At 67.4% G+C, this 16,923-nt stretch carries 21 protein-coding genes; 14 read left to right on the forward strand and 7 right to left on the reverse strand.

All coding sequences use genetic code 11. The features are described 5' to 3' along the window. Positions 1–2: 2 nt before the first annotated feature. Positions 3–200 carry a hypothetical protein gene (locus tag ACIP5Y_RS16700; RefSeq protein WP_397017086.1) on the reverse strand — a complete coding sequence of 66 codons (198 nt, stop codon included), beginning with the start codon at positions 198–200 and terminating at the stop codon, positions 3–5. A 149-nt stretch (positions 201–349) separates the two neighbouring features. Here ACIP5Y_RS16700 and ACIP5Y_RS16705 point away from each other — a divergent pair, with 149 nt between their 5' ends. Then, positions 350–808, forward strand: a complete 459-nt coding sequence (locus ACIP5Y_RS16705) for a MerR family transcriptional regulator (RefSeq protein ID WP_400351008.1) — start codon at positions 350–352, stop codon at positions 806–808. Next, the gene (locus ACIP5Y_RS16710) at positions 805–1,815 is read left to right on the forward strand and encodes an aldo/keto reductase (protein ID WP_400351009.1); all 1,011 of its coding nucleotides are present in this window, start codon (positions 805–807) and stop codon (positions 1,813–1,815) included. The genes ACIP5Y_RS16705 and ACIP5Y_RS16710 overlap by 4 nt, the downstream gene beginning before the upstream one ends. A 73-nt stretch (positions 1,816–1,888) precedes the next feature. On the opposite strand, the gene ribA is transcribed toward ACIP5Y_RS16710, so the two are convergent. Then, entirely contained in the window at positions 1,889–2,503 is a 615-nt protein-coding gene (gene ribA / locus ACIP5Y_RS16715; protein ID WP_400351010.1) for a GTP cyclohydrolase II, read from the reverse strand. 161 nt (positions 2,504–2,664) lie between these two features. Here ribA and ACIP5Y_RS16720 point away from each other — a divergent pair, with 161 nt between their 5' ends. Further along, positions 2,665–3,126: a MarR family winged helix-turn-helix transcriptional regulator gene (locus tag ACIP5Y_RS16720; protein ID WP_400351011.1), complete on the forward strand. Its 462-nt coding sequence runs from the start codon at positions 2,665–2,667 to the stop codon at positions 3,124–3,126. On the opposite strand, the gene ACIP5Y_RS16725 is transcribed toward ACIP5Y_RS16720, so the two are convergent. Then, a complete protein-coding gene (locus ACIP5Y_RS16725) occupies positions 3,113–3,451 on the reverse strand; it encodes a MerR family transcriptional regulator (RefSeq protein WP_400351012.1) in 339 nt (112 codons plus the stop codon). The genes ACIP5Y_RS16720 and ACIP5Y_RS16725 overlap by 14 nt on opposite strands. Positions 3,452–3,510: 59 nt before the next feature. Between ACIP5Y_RS16725 and ACIP5Y_RS16730 the strand changes: the two genes are divergently transcribed. The 4 genes from ACIP5Y_RS16730 (at position 3,511) to ACIP5Y_RS16745 (ending at position 6,140) form a co-directional block, all read left to right on the forward strand. After that, entirely contained in the window at positions 3,511–4,293 is a 783-nt protein-coding gene (locus ACIP5Y_RS16730; RefSeq protein WP_400351013.1) for an alpha/beta fold hydrolase, read from the forward strand. A 63-nt stretch (positions 4,294–4,356) separates the two neighbouring features. Beyond that, positions 4,357–4,839 carry a carboxymuconolactone decarboxylase family protein gene (locus ACIP5Y_RS16735; protein WP_400351014.1) on the forward strand — a complete coding sequence of 161 codons (483 nt, stop codon included), beginning with the start codon at positions 4,357–4,359 and terminating at the stop codon, positions 4,837–4,839. A 3-nt stretch (positions 4,840–4,842) separates the two neighbouring features. After that, positions 4,843–5,157: a GNAT family N-acetyltransferase gene (locus ACIP5Y_RS16740; protein ID WP_400351015.1), complete on the forward strand. Its 315-nt coding sequence runs from the start codon at positions 4,843–4,845 to the stop codon at positions 5,155–5,157. A 110-nt stretch (positions 5,158–5,267) separates the two neighbouring features. Continuing rightward, positions 5,268–6,140 carry a pirin family protein gene (locus tag ACIP5Y_RS16745; protein WP_400351016.1) on the forward strand — a complete coding sequence of 291 codons (873 nt, stop codon included), beginning with the start codon at positions 5,268–5,270 and terminating at the stop codon, positions 6,138–6,140. Between the two features lie 66 nt (positions 6,141–6,206). Here the strand turns inward: ACIP5Y_RS16745 and ACIP5Y_RS16750 are convergent, their stop codons facing one another. After that, the gene (locus tag ACIP5Y_RS16750; protein WP_400351017.1) at positions 6,207–7,046 is read right to left on the reverse strand and encodes a helix-turn-helix transcriptional regulator; all 840 of its coding nucleotides are present in this window, start codon (positions 7,044–7,046) and stop codon (positions 6,207–6,209) included. A 188-nt stretch (positions 7,047–7,234) separates the two neighbouring features. Here ACIP5Y_RS16750 and ACIP5Y_RS16755 point away from each other — a divergent pair, with 188 nt between their 5' ends. The 4 genes from ACIP5Y_RS16755 (at position 7,235) to ACIP5Y_RS16770 (ending at position 11,680) form a co-directional block, all read left to right on the forward strand. Beyond that, the gene (locus ACIP5Y_RS16755) at positions 7,235–8,578 is read left to right on the forward strand and encodes an erythromycin esterase family protein (RefSeq protein ID WP_400351018.1); all 1,344 of its coding nucleotides are present in this window, start codon (positions 7,235–7,237) and stop codon (positions 8,576–8,578) included. Positions 8,579–8,672: 94 nt separating this feature from the next. Then, on the forward strand, positions 8,673–9,920 hold the full coding sequence (locus ACIP5Y_RS16760) for a sensor histidine kinase (RefSeq protein ID WP_400351019.1): 1,248 nt from the start codon (positions 8,673–8,675) through the stop codon (positions 9,918–9,920). A 10-nt stretch (positions 9,921–9,930) separates the two neighbouring features. Next, on the forward strand, positions 9,931–10,575 hold the full coding sequence (locus ACIP5Y_RS16765) for a response regulator (protein ID WP_400351020.1): 645 nt from the start codon (positions 9,931–9,933) through the stop codon (positions 10,573–10,575). Positions 10,576–10,672: 97 nt separating this feature from the next. Beyond that, positions 10,673–11,680 carry an aldo/keto reductase gene (locus ACIP5Y_RS16770; protein WP_400351021.1) on the forward strand — a complete coding sequence of 336 codons (1,008 nt, stop codon included), beginning with the start codon at positions 10,673–10,675 and terminating at the stop codon, positions 11,678–11,680. A gap of 76 nt (positions 11,681–11,756) precedes the next feature. On the opposite strand, the gene ACIP5Y_RS16775 is transcribed toward ACIP5Y_RS16770, so the two are convergent. The 3 genes from ACIP5Y_RS16775 to ACIP5Y_RS16785 all read right to left on the reverse strand — a co-directional run bounded on the left by ACIP5Y_RS16775 (position 11,757) and on the right by ACIP5Y_RS16785 (position 14,398). Continuing rightward, positions 11,757–12,227 carry a PaaI family thioesterase gene (locus tag ACIP5Y_RS16775; protein ID WP_400351022.1) on the reverse strand — a complete coding sequence of 157 codons (471 nt, stop codon included), beginning with the start codon at positions 12,225–12,227 and terminating at the stop codon, positions 11,757–11,759. A gap of 52 nt (positions 12,228–12,279) precedes the next feature. Next, positions 12,280–13,791 (reverse strand): malate dehydrogenase (quinone), encoded by a 1,512-nt coding sequence (gene mqo / locus ACIP5Y_RS16780; RefSeq protein ID WP_400351023.1) that lies wholly within the window; start codon positions 13,789–13,791, stop codon positions 12,280–12,282. 76 nt (positions 13,792–13,867) lie between these two features. Beyond that, positions 13,868–14,398, reverse strand: coding sequence for a CGNR zinc finger domain-containing protein (locus ACIP5Y_RS16785; RefSeq protein ID WP_400351024.1), 531 nt, complete (start codon positions 14,396–14,398; stop codon positions 13,868–13,870). Between the two features lie 39 nt (positions 14,399–14,437). On the opposite strand from ACIP5Y_RS16785, the gene ACIP5Y_RS16790 reads away from it, so the two are divergent. The 3 genes from ACIP5Y_RS16790 (at position 14,438) to ACIP5Y_RS16800 (ending at position 16,895) form a co-directional block, all read left to right on the forward strand. Then, the gene (locus ACIP5Y_RS16790; RefSeq protein WP_400351025.1) at positions 14,438–15,406 is read left to right on the forward strand and encodes an EamA family transporter; all 969 of its coding nucleotides are present in this window, start codon (positions 14,438–14,440) and stop codon (positions 15,404–15,406) included. Between the two features lie 81 nt (positions 15,407–15,487). After that, positions 15,488–16,189, forward strand: a complete 702-nt coding sequence (locus ACIP5Y_RS16795; RefSeq protein ID WP_400351026.1) for a hypothetical protein — start codon at positions 15,488–15,490, stop codon at positions 16,187–16,189. 118 nt (positions 16,190–16,307) lie between these two features. Next, on the forward strand, positions 16,308–16,895 hold the full coding sequence (locus ACIP5Y_RS16800) for a TetR/AcrR family transcriptional regulator (RefSeq protein ID WP_400351027.1): 588 nt from the start codon (positions 16,308–16,310) through the stop codon (positions 16,893–16,895). Positions 16,896–16,923 lie beyond the last annotated feature (28 nt).

Consider the following 16,923-nt stretch of genomic DNA (forward strand, 5'->3'; position numbering starts at 1 on the left):
GGTCAGGACTTCAGGACGCGCCAGGCCAGTACGCCGCCGCCGATCAGCAGCAGCAACAGCGCCCAGCCGAATCCGGCGAGCGCCCAGACCACTCCGAACACCACCAGAACGGGCAGGGCCGCGATAGCCGTGATGACCGGTTGGTCCTTGATGGTCTCGAGGGCAGACCTGGCCCGCATCCGATCGATGTCTTTAGGCATGAACCCCAGGGTAGGCGCGAAAGCCAGGGGTTTCATCGGGGAAATCCCCGGTTTTACGAGACTCCCCCGATTCGGCAGAATCGGACTTGCTTGGAGTGCACTCCAGGTGGCTAGCGTCGTCGATGTTCCAGAGGGAAGGGGCGAGACCGATGAGCGCGGTTCCGGAGCCGGTACAGCACGGCGAAGACTTCGAACGACCCCGGTATTCGATCGGAGAGGTCTCCGAACGATGCGGACTCACGCGCGACACACTGCGCTGGTACGAGCGGATCGGCCTGATGGACTACGTCGGCCGCGACCACACCGGCCAGCGCCGATTCAGCGACCGCGACCTGGGCTGGCTGGATCTCATCGGGAAACTACGGCGCACCGGCATGTCGGTCGCCGACATGGTGCGGTACGCGGAACTCGTCCGCGCGGGGGAACACACCTTCCCGCAGCGGCTGGACATGTTCCGCAAAACCCGCGCCGAAGTGCTCACCCAGATCGAGGAACTGCAGGCCACGGTGGCCGTACTCGACCGGAAGATCGCCATCTACGAGGGCAGGCCGAGCGATTGCGAGATCAGCGTGGTGGAAAGTATTGCTACCGAGAGGATTCAGGCATGACCGGCAACCTCCCCACCACCGCACTGGGGAACGCGGGCGTGGAGGTCGGTGCGCAGGGCTACGGCGCCATGGGCATCAGCGAGTTCTACGGCCCGACCGATGCGGTCGAGGCCCGGGCCACGCTGGAGCGGGCACTGGAACTGGGCGTGACGCTGTTCGACACCGCGGACATGTACGGCAGCGGGCACAATGAGGAATTCGTCGGCGAATTCGTGCGGGCGCATCGCGAGAACGTGGTGCTGGCAACGAAATTCGGCCTGGTCCGCAAGGCGGACGACCCGGCCTACCGCGGCATCGACAACTCCCCCGCCTACATTCGGCAGGCCGTCGACGCCAGCCTGCGGCGGCTCGGCATCGACGTCATCGACCTGTACTACATGCACCGCAAGCAGGACGGCGTCCCCGTCGAGGACACCGTCGGCGCGATGGCGGAACTGGTGGCGCAGGGCAAGGTTCGGCAACTGGGCCTGTCCGAGGTGACCGGTCCCGAACTGCGGGCCGCGCACGCCGTGCATCCGATCGCGGCCGTGCAGTCGGAATGGTCGGTGTTCTCCCGGGATGTGGAGAACACGGTGGTCCCGGCCGCCGCGGAGCTCGGCGTGACCTTCGTGCCGTACTCACCGCTCGGCCGCGGCTTCCTGTCCGGGGCGATCACCGCGACCGGCGAACTGGCGGAAGGCGATACGCGCCGCCGCTTCCCGCGTTTCTCCGGCGAGAATGCGGTGACCAATGACGAACTGCTGGCCCCGCTGCGGACCATCGCCACCGCGCGCGGCCTCACCCAGGCGCAGGTGGCGCTGGCGTGGGTGCATGCGCGCGGGCGCGTGCACGGGCTGCCGGTGGTGCCGATTCCGGGGACGCGCAGCAGGATTCGCGTCGCGGAGAATATCGCGGCGGCGACCGTCGAACTGACGGCGGACGAACTCGCGCCCCTGGACGCCATCGCGGGCCGGGTGACCGGAGAACGCTACGCGGACATGGCATTCACCTCCGCCGGTCGCGAATAGCGTTCGGATCGAGTAGCGAAAGGTCCCCGGTCCGTTCAGGGCCGGGGACCTTTCTCATCGGAAGCCGTCCCGATCAGCCGGCGAGACTGATGGTGTGGCCGGTGTGCTCGGCCTTTGCGCGCAGGTAGCGGAGGTTGTTCTCGTTGGCATGGACGCCGGTGGGGAGGGTGTCGCGGACGGTGACGCCGAGCGCGGTCAGCTGCCGGACCTTGTCGGGATTGTTGGTGAGCAGGTCGATTTCGGCGAGGCCGAGGGCGGCCAGCATCTGGGCGGCGGCGGTGTAGTCGCGGGCGTCCTCGTCGAAGCCGAGTTCGGTATTGGCCTGGTAGGTGTCGAGGCCGGAATCCTGCAGGGCGTAGGCGTCGAGCTTGTTGTAGAGCCCGATATCGCGGCCCTCCTGCCGCAGGTAGAGCAGCACGCCGCCGGTGTCGCTGATGCGTTCCACCGCTTCGCGCAGCTGGGGTCCGCAGTCGCAGCGGGCGGAGCCGAAGACGTCGCCGGTGAGACATTCCGAATGCAGGCGCACGAGCGGGGTGCCGGTGGGCTCGCCGAGCACGAAGGCGACGTGTTCGCGGCCGTCGGACAGACCGTCGAAGGTGACGGCCTGCGCGATGGTCGTGTACCCGTCACCGAAGGCCAGCGGAATCTGCACGCGGGTGCGCACAGTGGCGCCGACAGGCGTAGTCACGCGCCCGCCCGTCGCCCGACCACCACCCCTCACCGAATCGCTGCGCGATGCTGTACTCATTTTGCTCCTGGTCTCAGGGCGTAGGGGTCGTTCCGTTCAAATTTGAACCGGTGCATCCCGGTTGTTATTCCTCCTCCGGCGAACGGCGGTAACCTCGCCGTATGGGTCCGGCGTGGCTGAGCGATGAGGAACAACGCGCCTGGCTGGCCTTTCTCGCCGCCGCCAGCCTGCTGGAACGCCGCATCGGCCGGCAGCTGGAATTCGATGCGGACCTGTCCCACCTGCAATTCGAGATCCTGGTCCGGCTGAGCGAGTCCCCGGACCGCGAACTGCGTATGAGCGAACTCGCCTCGGCCCTGTTCAATTCGAAGTCGAAGCTCACCTATCAGATCGATCAGCTGGAGAAGGCGGGCCTGGTCAGCCGCCGCACCTGTCACAGCGACCTACGCGCGGTGTGGGCGCGTCTCACCGATGCCGGCCTGCGCAAATTGGAGCAGGCCGCGCCCGGCCACGTCGCGGCGGTGCGCGAGTATTTCGTGGATGTGCTGACCCCGGAACAGCTCTCGGCCATCGCGGACGGCCTGACCGCGGTCACGCGGCGCCTGCGTCCTACGACCGAATAGCCTGCCGCTCCAGCAGCGCCCGGCGTCGGGTGAGGTCGGCGATGCGGTCGTCGAGCCGGGCGAGGCCGTCGCTCAGGATCTTTCGCGTGATATCGCAGGGCTGGACTTCGGTGGCGGTCACGCACGGCAGGAGTTCGCGGATGTCCCGCGTGGGCAGGCCCGCGTCGAGGAGTTCGCGAATGCGCGCCACGAATGCGGGGGCGGATTCCGGGTAGTGCCGATAGCCATTCGAATCACGCTGCGGAACAAGCAGTCCCTGTTCTTCGTAATAGCGCAGCAAACGCGCGGGCACGCCCGTCGCCCGGGCCAGTTCACCGATCAGCATGTGACGCCCGCCACATCGAATTGACCTTCACATCCATGTGAATCCTTAACGTCGCCGCCATGACGAACATTTCGCTCAGCACCACCGTCACCGGATCCGGACCCGCGGTCGTGCTCGCGCACGGTGCGGGCGGCGGGATCGCGGCCAATTTCGGCGGGCTGATTCCCCTACTGGCCCGCGATCACCTGGTTATCGGGTCCGATTATCCGGCCGACGACACCGTGCTGGACCTGGACGAACTGGCCGATGCCCTGGTGGCCGCGGCGGCCGGGCACGGCGCGGAGACGTTCACGCTGATCGGTTTCTCGCTGGGTACGGCGGTCGCCGTCCGGGCGGCGGTGCGGTATCCGGAGCGGGTGCGCGGACTGGTGCTCACCGGCGGGTTCGCGCGGGCCGACAATCGGGCGCGGCTGAATGTCGAACTGTGGCAGCGGGCGCTGGCGCTGGGTGATCGAGAATTGTTCGCGCACCTCTGCCTGCTTGCCGGATTCGGTGCCGACTATGTGAATTCGCTGTCGGAGCAGCAGCTTTCGGAGGCCCTCGCGGTGACGGCGGCGAATGTCCCGGGTGGCACGGCGGCGCAGGCGGCCTTGGTGGCGGTCGCGGATGTGCGGGCGGATCTGCCGCGGATCGAGGTTCCGGCGCTGGTCATCGGGCTGGCCGGGGATCTGCTGTGTGATCCGGCGGGTGCGCGTGAGCAGGCGGCGGGTATCCGGGGGGCGGAGTATCTGGAATTGCCGGGTGGTCATGTCGCAATGGTCGAGCAACCCGCGGCTTGGCATGCCGCGGTCCTGGAGTTCCTGGCTCGGTCACGAGTGGAGACTGGGCGTGTGACCAGCTGAGCGACAGGCCAAATTGCAAACCGGAGGGCACGGTTCAACTTCTCGTTTTACGATGCGGGCACTATGCAGTCGTCAGTAGCTCACGACCGGGTCTGGATCGACAAACAGACACCCGGGGTCTATCACGCGCTCGAGTCCGTCGCGATAGCCGTGCGGAATGCCGCAGCCGCAGTCGATCTGGGGCGGGCGGTGATGGAACTGGTGAATGTGCGGGTGTCGCAGCTCAATGGCTGCCCCTTCTGCCTGGACCTGCATGCGCGGGCCGCGCGCGAGGCCGGAGTCACCGCACAGCAACTGGATGTTCTGGACGCTTGGCGACGAGCCCCCTACTTGTTCTCCGAACAAGAACAGGCGGCTCTCATCCTCGCGGAAACTGTGACCTCGCTGCCGGATGAGGGAATCGTCGAACGTGAGTATGCTGCTGCGCGGCAACATTTGTCGGATGACCAGATATCGGTCCTGATCTGGGCTGCTACCACGATCGGCGCGTTCAATCGCGTGTCGATCTTGAGCAAACATCCGGTGCGGGTGCGGAAGGAGAACTGAACAATGAGCGAACAGGCCGTGGCAGCCGCAGTCGTTCGTAACGACGCGCAACACCGGTACGAGGTGTGGTACGGGAATTCGCTCGCCGGGTTCAGCGAATACCGCGAACGCGACGACGAGGACACCGTCTTCATCCACACCGAGGTGGACGGTGAATACAGCGGTAAGGGGCTCGGCAATCTGCTCGCCCAGGAAGCCGTCAAGGATGTGATCGCCCGCGGCCGTAGCATCGTGCCGCGCTGCCCGTTCATCAAGAGCTGGCTGGACAAACACCCCGAATACGATGAACACGTGGTCGGAAAGGGCATAAAACGATGAGTGACCTGGAGCCGAAACCAGAGGAAACGCGCTGCGAATCTTCCGGGCGGCCCGGGCCGCGCGCGGAATTCTTTCCCGCACGGGAAGTCCCGCTCGGCGGAGTGCGCGGCGTGACCGTGCACCGGACGCTGCCGCAGCGCGACCTGCCCACCGTGGGCGCCTGGTGTTTCCTGGACAACTTCGGCTCCGGGTCCCCCACGCTGCCCGAGGGCAATGACATCGACCCGCATCCGCACATCGGATTGCAGACGGTCACCTGGCCGCTGAACGGGCGTATCCGGCATCGCGACAGCATCGGCTCCGATGTGGAGATCGAGCCGGGACAGTTGAATCTCATGACCTCCGGACGCGGTATCGCGCACTCGGAATACCGGGTGCCCGGCCATATCTCGGGCGCGGGCCTGCAATTGTGGATCGCCCTGCCGGACGAATCGAGGTTCATCGCACCGCATTTCGAACAGCATCGCGAACTGCCCGTCTTCGAACTGCCGGGCCTGAACGGCAGCGTCCTGATCGGCACGCTCGGCGGGGTCACCTCACCGGCCACCGCGTACACGCCCATCGTGGGCGCGGACCTGCGCATTGCGGCGGGTAATTCCGTTGCGCTGCCGCTGAATCCGGAGTTCGAGCACGCCCTGCTGGTCATCGAGGGTGAACTCGTCGCGGACGGCGTCACCACCGGTCCCGGGCAACTGCTCTACCTGGGCAGTGACCGGAAAACACTGCCGCTCAGCAGCTTCCAGGGCGCGCAGCTGCTGCTCATCGGCGGGGAACCGTTCGGCGAGGACCTGGTCATGTGGTGGAACTTCGTGGCCCGCAGCCACGAGGAGATCGAAGCGGCCCGCGACGATTGGGAGAACCACGATGTCGAACGCTTCGCCGATATCGCCGGGCATACTCCCGAGCAGCGCATCCCGGCGCCACCACTGCCGGGCCTGCATCTGAAACCGCGTAAGCGTCGCTGCGGCGTACCGCACGACTGACAAGCGGCGGAAACATTTCGGCCCCGGACCGATCGGTCCGGGGCCGAATTCCGTTCCGGCACAGCATCAGTACGTACTCATGGACTGCGTTCCGATGACCCGGAGCAGATCCAGCTTCTCCTGAGTATCCGTACCCGGCGCCGGGTAATAAACCAGCACCTGCCGCGTCGCACTCGGCGTCAGCAGCGGCTCGCACACCAGCTCGAACATCCCGATATCGGGATGAATCATGCGCTTCACATGACCGTGCCCCGTGCCGACCTCGTGCGCATTCCACAATCGCTCGAATTCCGGGCTCTCCGCCCGCAATCGAGCCACCAGATCCGTCACATCCGCATCGCCCGCCCGCCGCGCGGCCGTAGCCCGCAAATCGGCAACATGCTTATGACTCATGCCATCCCAGTCGGCTTCCGGAAACCGCCGGCGCCCTTCCGGCCGCGTGAACCACAACCACGAAACACACCGCTCCAGCCCCCGAGCCTGCGAATAGTCTCCGCTCAACAATGTGTGTATCCGGTTCTGCACCAGCACTTCACCGAGATCGGAGATGACGCACGCGGGAGTGTCGTCCAATTTCGTCAGCACATGCAGAATGGCCGGCCCCACATGCGTATCCCCACCGCGAGCCGGCGGCTGCTGCCCCGCCAGGTGATACAGGTGATCCCGCTCGCTGTCGGTGAACCGCAACGCCCGGGCCAGCGCCGCCAGCACCTGGGTGGAGGGCCGCGGTCCCCGGGCCTGTTCGAGCCGCGTGTAGTAATCGGTCGACATCCCGGCCAGCATGGCCACCTCGTCCCGCCGCAAGCCGGGCGTACGACGGCGGGCCCCCGGTGACAGCCCCACGGCGGCGGGCTGCAAGCCCTCCCGGCGGCGGCGGAGGAAATCTGCGAGTTCTTCGCGGTTCACCCCATCACTCTCCCCCGTCCCGGTCCCGCTATCCAGGTATCAGCAATCCCCCTCACGTGACCCGGGGAGAGCCGGCCGCGGTAGGGCTGGCCCCAGGGTGCAGTCGGCGGCTACCGCCAGGGCGCGACCGGGCATCGGCCGATAACTCTTCTTGCGAGGTTGCAGCACACGAGAAGAGGGATACAGCGATGGCCGAGAAACGGAAACATGTCAGCCGACGAGGACGGGCGGCCGTGGCGGTGATCGCGGTGGGCGCGATTGCCGGGCTCACGGCGTGCCATTCGGCGCCGGCCGGGCCGCAGGACCCGGTGGTGTCGGCATTGGCACAGGCGGCGCACCCGCTGCGGTCGACCGAGCCCGGGGCCGATACGGGAGATCTGCGGGAACTGGGGGCGATGGCCGGCGAGGCGACGGTGGTCGGGCTCGGGGAGGCCACGCACGGCTCCCATGAGTTCTTCACGATGAAGCAGCGCGTCTTCCGATATCTGGTGCAGGAGAAGGGTTTCACCACTTTCGCCCTGGAACTGAGCTGGTCGGCGGGACTGGAGATCGACGACTATCTGCAGACCGGGAAGGGCGACGCCCGGACGGTCGCGAAGGACACGCTCACCGGATCACCGTGGGATCGTGAGGAATTCGTCGAACTCATCCAATGGATGCGGGATTACAACAGTCAGCATCCCGGGCATACCGTCCATTTCATGGGCGATGACATCGGCGCGCCCTCGCTCGATGACGAGTTCTTCGGCCGCGTAACCGATTACGTGCAGCGGAACCATCCGGAATCACTGACGAAACTCGACGAGCTCTACACGGGACTGCGACCGATCGACGATGCCATCGCCTTCCTCGGCAGGCCGCTGCCGGAACGACAGCGGCTGGCCACCCAGGCGCAACAGGCCCTGGATTTGATCAGCGGCCTGAAGGGCTCGGGCGGAGACGAATTCGACCGGGCCGAGCAGAATGCCCGGAACATTGCCCAGACCGCCGAATTCCTCACCGTGGACACGAACGATCAGGGTTCGCTGGCCGATTCCGAGCGGTTCCGCGATCAGGTGATGGCCGGGAACGTCACCTGGTGGCAGCAGCACAACGGCGGCAAGGTCCTGTTGTCGGCGCACGACGATCATGTCGGCTATGTCGCCGGGGATCCGAAGACCTATCCGAAGACGCAGGGATCCTTCCTGCGCGACACGATGGGGGCGGGGTATCTCGCGATCGGGTCGACCTTCGATCGGGGGTCGTTCCTGTCCAAGGACACCGCTCTCGGCGGCGAATGGAAGAAGTTCACCGTGGGTGCGGCGGCATCCGGCAGCAACGAGTACACGCTCGACCAGGTCCACTACCCGGATTACTACCTCGACATGCGGACCGCTCCGGCCGCCGCGCGCAGCTGGCTGGATGTCCCCCGGCCCACACGACAGATCGGTACCGAGTTTCCCGTCGATCCCGAGGAGGTCGCGCTCGGCCGCTCCTATGACGTCCTCGTACAGCTGCACGAGGTGCACGAGGCCGAGCAACGCAAGCCGTGAGACCGGCGGCCGTCCGGGGGTAGGGATAGCCCCACCATGGGCGGGCCGGCCCCCCGGATGGAACGCCGGACGCCGGACCGGGATCGTTATCGGCATGTTCGATTTCGTACAGGCCCGGCGTGACCTCGTTTACCTGTTGCCCGGCCTCGCCGTCGGACTGGCCAGTTTCATCCCCCTGATCTGCGGATTGCTGCTCGGCCTCGGCACGGTGGTGATCTGGGTCGGGCTGCCGCTCCTGGTCCTCACGCTGGGGCTGGCCAGAGGGTTCGCGACCATCGAGCGATTCCGGGTGGCGGCCGTGACCGGGCACCGGTTGCCGCCGGCGCAGTACACCGGCGGCAGCGGGCGCGGACCGCAGCGGATCTGGACGATCCTGAAGGGCCGGCAGTACTGGCGCGATCTCGCGCACGGGGTGCTGGTCATGCCGCTGTCGGTGTTCACCTGGAGTGTCACGGTGGTCTGGGTGTGCGCGGCGGTGACCGGGACCCTGTACCCGCTCTACGGCTGGGCGATTCCCCGATACCCCGACAGCAAGGGCCTCTCAGACCTGGTGGGCGTGCACGGCCTGCCGGCCAATATTCTCGCGAATACGCTGCTGGGACTGGTGTTCCTGGCCACCGGGCCCCGCGTGCTGCGCGCCCTCACCTCGCTGCACACCGGTCTCGCCCGTCTGCTGCTGACCGATGAGACCGCCGCCCTGCGCGCCCGGACCGAACAGCTCACCGCGAGCCGCAGCGCCGCCGTCCAGGCCGAGGCCCAGACCTTGCGCCGGGTGGAACGCGATATCCACGACGGCCCCCAGCAGCGCCTCGTCCGGTTGACCATGGATCTCGAGGCGGCGCGCCGCCGCATGAACGACAATCCCGAAGCCGCAAGGACATTGGTCGACGAGGCGCTCACGCAGAGCCGGGAGGCCCTGACCGAACTGCGCGCGGTGTCCCGCGGTATCGCACCGCCGATTCTGATCGATCGCGGGCTCCCCGCGGCGCTCACCGCGGCTGCCGCCCGCTGCCCGGTGCCCGCCATGCTCGAATGCGATCTGGCCGACGGTCAGCGTCTGCCCGAATCCGTCGAGAACGCGGCATATTTCGTGGTCAGCGAGGCCCTCACCAATGTCGCCAAGCATGCGCGGGCCGACAGCTGCGTCATCCGGGTCACCGCCGATGCGACGAGCCTGTGGCTGCGCGTCACCGATTACGGCGTGGGTGGCGCGCATATCGGGAAGGGGCACGGGCTGGCCGGGCTCGCCGATCGGCTCGCCGGGGTGGACGGCCGGCTCGACGTACACAGCCCGGCGGGCGGACCGACGGTGCTGACCGCCGAGATCCCGTTCCCCGGTTAGGCTCACGGGCGTGCGTGTTGTGCTGGCCGAGGATTCGCTGCTGTTGCGTGAGGGTCTCGTTCGACTGCTCGACGAGGTGGGCGCCACCGTCGTCGAGGCGGTCGGCGATGGCGAGGAACTGATTCGCGCGGTGGTCGAACACCGCCCCGATATCGCGGTCACCGATGTCCGGATGCCACCGGCGTTCAGCACCGAGGGACTGCGGGCCGCCCTGGAGGCGCGGCGCCGGGTGCCCGGCACCGCGGTGCTGGTGCTGTCCCAATACGTCGAGCAGACCTACGCTTCCGAACTGCTCGCCGAGGCGGGCCTCGGCGGCGTCGGCTACCTGCTCAAGGACCGGATCTCCAAACTGGAGGAACTCTCCGACGCCCTGCACCGCGTGAGCGAAGGCGGCACCGTCCTCGACCCCGAGGTGGTCGCCGCCCTGTTCGCCCGCCGGCAACGCGGCCCCTTGGACGAACTCACCCCGCGCGAGCGGGAGGTGCTCGCCCTGATGGCGGAGGGCCGCACCAACCGGGCGATCAGCAAGCACATGGTGGTCACCGAAGGCGCGGTGGAGAAACACATTTCGTCGATCTTCACCAAACTGCACCTGCCACCCTCCGACGACGACCACCGCCGCGTCCTGGCCGTCGTCACCTGGCTGCAGTCCTAGCCGCGCGGGCGGACCCGATCGCGGCAGCCAGGGATCGCCGATCCCTGGATATGCCGTCCTCTCCCGGGATGCCGGACAGGCGCGCAGAGTTACAGGCATGACGAAGAACCTCAGCACAGTGCAGCTCGGCAAGACCGGTCCCGTCACCGCCCGCATCGGCCTCGGCGCCATGGGCATGTCCGGCGCGTACGGGGATTCCGACGAGGCCACCTCCCTCGCCACCATCCACGCCGCCCTCGACTCGGGCGCGAACCTGATCGACACCGGCGACTTCTACGGCATGGGCCACAACGAACTGCTCATCGGGAAGGCACTGACCGGCGTCAAGCGCGAGGATGTCCTGCTCAGCGTGAAGTACGGCGCCCTGCGTGGTCCGGACAACAGCTTCGGCGGCGTCGACACCCGGCCCGCGGCCACCAAGAACTTCCTGGCCTACTCACTGCAGCGGCTCGGCACCGACTACATCGACATCTACCGGCCCGCGCGGCTGGACCCGAACGTGCCCATCGAGGAGACCATCGGCGGCCTCGCGGAGCTGGTGCAGGCCGGGTACATCCGGCACATCGGCCTGTCCGAGGTGGGCGCGGAGACGCTGCGCCGCGCCGCCGCCGTGCACCCGATCGCGGACCTGCAGATCGAATACTCGCTCATCACCCGCGGCATCGAAGCCGAAATCCTGCCCACCGCACGGGAACTCGGCATCGGCATCACCGCCTACGGCGTGCTGTCGCGCGGCCTGCTCAGCGATTCGGTGAAGGCCGGACAGCAGTTCGCGCCCACCGACTTCCGGGCGCACTCCCCGCGCTTCCAGGGCGAGAACCTGGCAGCCAACCTGCGACTGGTGGATGCGCTCGGCAAGATCGCGGCCGACCATCAGGTGAGCGTGGCCCAGCTGGCCATCGCCTGGGCGCTGTCGCGCGGCGAGGACATCGTGCCGATCCTCGGCGCCCGCCGGCCCGAGCGCTGGACGGAAGCCCTTGCCGCGGTGGACATCCAGCTGTCCGCGGCCGAACTCGCGGCCATCGAAGCCGCCGCACCGGCCGACCAGGTGGTCGGCGGCCGCTACGCCGAGGCGCAGATGGCGATGCTCGACAGCGAGCGCTGACCGGCTGACGCGCAGGGGATCCCGGCTCCGGCCGGGATCCCCTGCGGCCGTTCACTTCCGGCGCTGCCGGATGGTTCTACTTCCGGCGCGGGCGAATAACGGCGGTGAATGCGGCTGCCGCCACGGCTTTTCCGGTGTCGTCGGTGATGGAGACCGGCACCTCGAGCTCGATTTCCGTGCGCGCCTGGATGTTCGCGCGCGTCTCGGCGAGCGTCTCCGCGGTCAGTTCCGAGGTGGCGGTGAAGGGGCCCGCTTCGCCCTTGGCGCGGGCCAGGTATTCGATGCGGCCGTTGCGGGCGACGATGAAGGTCTCGCCGAGCAGGTCGACGATGCCGGAGATGGAGGCGCCCATGGCGGCGGTTTCCGCGAGTCCGAAGAGCAGCGCGGCGTGCACGTCGCCATTGTGGTTGAAGTGTTCCGGGCGGGCGGCCATGCGGACCACATTGCGGCCCGGCGCGTAGTCGACTCCCTCGATCCCGGTGAACTGGATGAAGCCGAGCTTCTGGAAGCCCGCCATCACCTGTTCGCCCATGGTGGCGCTGTCCATCGCATCTCCTGCCGGTATTGAAACGTGTTCTAATTTCATACCAGGCGGCGGGTCAGCCGACGAGCGGCGGTTCCAATCCCAGGATCTCGGCCGTGCGGTTCATCGTTCCCCGGGCCAGGCCGGGCTCCTTGCCGAGGCTCACGCCCAGCGTCGGCATGAGCTGCCGCAGCCGCGGCTCCCACAAATGGTGATAGCGCGGGAAGCAGCGATCCAGCACCTGCAACAGAATCGCGGGCGCGGTCGACGCGCCGGGTGACGCACCCAGCACCGCCGCGATCGAACCATCGTGCGAGGCCACGACTTCCGTCCCGAACTGCAGCACGCCACCGCGCCCGGGATCGGCCTTGACGAGCTGCGCCAGCTGCCCCGCGCCGACCAGGGTCCAGTCGTCCGACTCGGCGCCGGGAGCGAATTCGCGCAGACTCGCCAGCCTGCGCTTCCGGGTCGAGGTGACCTGCGAGGCCAGCATCCGGACCAGGTCACCATTGTTCTTCAGCACGCCGGCCACCGGCTGCAGATTGTGCGGATTCAACGCCGCGGTGGCGTCGAACAGCGAACCCTTGTTCAGGAACCGGGGATTCGCGCCCGCGAACGGCCCGAACAACAGCGCCCGCTTGCCCGCCACGACGCGAGTGTCCAAGTGCGGCATGGAGATCGGCGGCGCCCCGGCCGGCGCGCGACCGTACACCTTGGCGTCGTGCCGGGCGATGATCTCCGGAATATCGCACCGCAGGAATCGCGCACTCACGGGCAGCAGACCGTACCCGCGCGCCTCCGGAATCCCCGCCTTCTGCAACAGTTTCAACGCCCAGCCGCCCGCGCCCGCGAACACGAAGCGGGCGTCCACCTTCCGGGTGAGGTGATCGTTGCCGGTGTTCCAGTCCACCTTCAATTGCCAGGTGCCGTCATTGTTGCGGCGCATCCCCCGCACCTCGCAATTGCGATGGATTTCGACATCCCGCGACCGCAGATAATGGAACAACTGCTGCGTCAGCTCACCGAAATCGACGTCACTGCCGGTGATATCGCGAGTGGCGGCAATCGGTTCAGTCCCTTCGCGGCCCGCCGTGAGCAGCGGCGCCCACTCCCCGATGGTCGCCGGATCGGCACTGAACCGCATGGACGCGAAAAGCGGATGCGCGGACATGACCTCGAATCGGCGGCGCAGGAAATCCACCTCGGCCCTACCGCGCGCGAAGGTCATGTGCGGCACCGGATTCACGAAAGTGTCCGGCTTACCGAGAATCCGCTCCTCCACCAGCGCGGCCCAGAATTCCCGCGTCAACCGGAAGTGCTCGCCGACCTCGACCGCCGCACCGATATCGACACTGCCGTCCGGATTCCCGATCGTATAGTCCGGTTCACACAGTCCCGCATGGCCGGTGCCGGAATTGTGCCAGGCCGCGGAGGCCTCGGCCCCCACCTGTGGCAGGCGCTCGAACACCGCGATCGACCAGCTCGGTTCCAGATGCTGCAGCAGCATTCCGAGCGTGGCGCTCATGATGCCGCCGCCGACCAGCGCCACATCATAGGGACGCAGCGCCTCGGGCGTTCTGATGGTCATGACGTGGAGACCCCCATAGGACTCGTACAGCTAGGGGCACGCTAGCACCGAGGTATATCGGTGCGCCGCGCGAGCACTAACGCCGGCGGGCGCGATACGCGGCCACGGCATTGCGATTGCCGCAGGCCGTGCTGCAGTACAGGCGGGAACGATTGCGGGACAGGTCCAGGACTATGCCTTCGCAGGTCTCGTCGGCGCAGATGGAAAGGCGGGACAGGTCGTCCGCGCGGATCAGGTCGATCATCGCCATCGCGGTTTCCACGGCTATCCGGACATCCAGCGGAGCATCGGGCGGCACGGCGTGAATGTGGTAGTCGAGGTTGTCGTGGCGGACCAGACGGGGGACGGCGCGATGCTCGGCGAGGATGTCGTTCACGAGGGCGACGGCGGTGTCACGGTCGCCGGTGAGCAGGCGCCGGAGGGGGGCGCGCTGGGCGCGGACTGCGGCCAGTTCGGCGGACGTGCGGGCGTGGGCGCCGGTGTAGGCGTGCTTGGCGAAGAAGGCGTCGAGCTGGGCGATCTCGGTCATGGTGTCCGGGTCCTCGGCGGAATTCACCAGGTCTGCCGCCGCGGCCAGCGCGGCGCCCGTGTCATCAGCAAAAAGCACGTTGACATATTACACACGCGCACCCTAGCGTCATTAGCCATGGCGGCTTTGACTAATGACATGGCGGTGGCGCATCGGAGCCGGCTGCGCTCGGGACTACTGGTGGCGGCGCTGTCGGCGGCGTCGTTCGGACTGTCCGGATCGCTCGCCCGCGGACTCATGAACGCGGGCTGGAGTCCCGCCTCGGTGGTGATCGTGCGGGTACTGCTCGGCGCGGCCGTCCTACTGCCCGCGGCCGTCCTCCAATTACGCGGGGACTGGGAACTCTTGCGCCGCAATGCCGGACTGTTCGCCGGATACGGACTGCTCGCCGTCGCCGGCGCGCAACTCGCGTATTTCAATGCGGTCGACCACATGGCGGTCGGCGCGGCCCTGCTCATCGAATACACCGCACCCATCGCCGTGGTGCTGTATTTCTGGCTGCGGCACAGCCAGCGGCCCACCCGCGCAACCGTGCTCGGCGCCGTCATCGGCATCGCCGGACTGGTATCGGTACTCGACCTGCGATCCGGCGTCGGCACCAGCTGGATCGGCATCGCCTGGGCATTGGGCGCAATGGTCGGCGCGGCAGGATATTTCGTGCTCTCCGCACACGGCGGCGACGCGGTGCCCGGCACCGTACTCGCCACCGGCGGACTGCTCATCGGCGGATTCGGCATTCTGCTGGCCGGACTCATCGGCATCGTGCCCCTGCACGCGACCACCAGGACCGTGGCATTCGACGGATTCACGACGCAATGGTGGACACCACTGCTCGCCCTCGGTGTCATCACCGCCGCGATTTCCTACGTGACCGGAATTGCCGCAACGCGTTTGCTCGGTTCCCGCCTCGCCTCCTTCGCCGCACTCACCGAGGTGCTCGCCGCTATTGTCTTCGCCTGGCTGCTGCTCGGTGAAACTCCGCATCCCATTCAATTCGCGGGCGGCGCACTGATTCTCATCGGCGTGGTGATCGTGCGACTCGGCGAACCGCGACCGGCCGGTGATGTAGCTGCGAGTTTGTCCTAAATGCGTCGCCGGGCTTCCGGTTACGAGCAGATAACGGGTAGGTTCATGCACGAGTCGGGTCCGCAACGTGAGAGAGCCAGAATGGGTATCACCAAAATCCTTGCACCAGTGCTGCTTTGCGCCACCGTCATCGCCGCCGCGGGAAACGCGGTCGCCGATCCGGCGCCGGCTCCCGCGCCGGAACCGCAGCCTGCTCTGCAAGTGAAGGGCACCGACCACAATGTGGCCTACCAGGTGGCTCTCTCCGATGACAAGCGCGCCGCCGTCAGCACCCTGCAGGCCGGGCGCTTCATCGCCAGCTGGGACGGCGACGCGGTCGTCGTCACCGACGACAACGGCATCCTGGTGGGCACCGTGCCGCTGAAGTACGACATCGCGGGCAAGACCCTCGAGGTCACCCCCAAGATCGAGGACGACAACCGCAAGCTCACCCTCACCCCGGTCGCCGAATCCGCGACCCCGCTGCGCGATATCGACGCCCAGCAGCAGTTCTTCGATGTCGTCCAGGCCAATATGCCGGCGGTCGCCACCGGCGCGGTCATCGGCGGCGCCATCGGCTTCATCCTCGGCTTCCCGGCGGGCCTGTTCGTACTGGACTTCATCACCGCGCCGCTCATGGGCATCGCCGGTGCGCTGATCGGCGGCGCGATCGGGCTGCAGGCGTCCGGCGGGCAGCCGGCCATCGAGGCGGCGCTGCAGTACGCGAACACCATCGTGCCCAACGCCTCCCAGGCGCTGGCCCCGGTCTTCGGCGTCCCGCAACCGGACCCGTCGACCAACTGACTTCCGGCTCGAAAACCGTTCGGCCCCGGCTCCTTTCGGAGTCGGGGCCGTCGCTTTCCCACCCGGCCGAACTTCCGGGTATTGCGGCCCCGGCGAGAGTGAGTGTACAGTCACTCACATGGCACGACGCGGAATAGCACTCTCCACCTCGGACGTCCGGCGCGAAGCCGTCGTCGACTCGGCGATCACCGAATTCGCCCGCACCGGCTACCACGGGACACCGATCAACACGGTCGCGGCGAACGCGGGCATCTCCCCCGCCTACGTGTTCAAGCTCTTCCCCAGCAAGGTCGAACTGTTCGTGGCCGCCCTGGACCGTTGCTTCGAACTCGTCGAACAGGCCATGACCACCGGCGCCGCCCGCGCCACCGGACGCGAACCCGAAGCCGTGCTGCACGAAATGGGCGGCGCCTACGCCGAACTCATCACCGACAAGCGCCTGCTCATGCTGCAGGTACACGCCCAGTCCGCCACCGACATCCCGGCCATCGCCGACGCGGTACGCGCCGGGCTCGCCCGCATCACCACCTACGCGAAGACCCGCTCCGGCGCACCCGACGACCGGGTGCAGAACTTCATCGCCTACGGCCAGCTCTGCCACCTCATCACCACCCTGGAACTCGACGGCCACGACAGCGACTGGGCCGCCATCCTCACCGCCGGCATCCGGCACCCGCACGCCCACGACCTTCCGGAAAGCAAGTAGCCGGCCACCCGGCGAATACACCGGCCCC

The sequence above is a fragment of the Nocardia sp. NPDC088792 genome (assembly GCF_044750615.1).
GTDB lineage: Bacteria > Actinomycetota > Actinomycetes > Mycobacteriales > Mycobacteriaceae > Nocardia.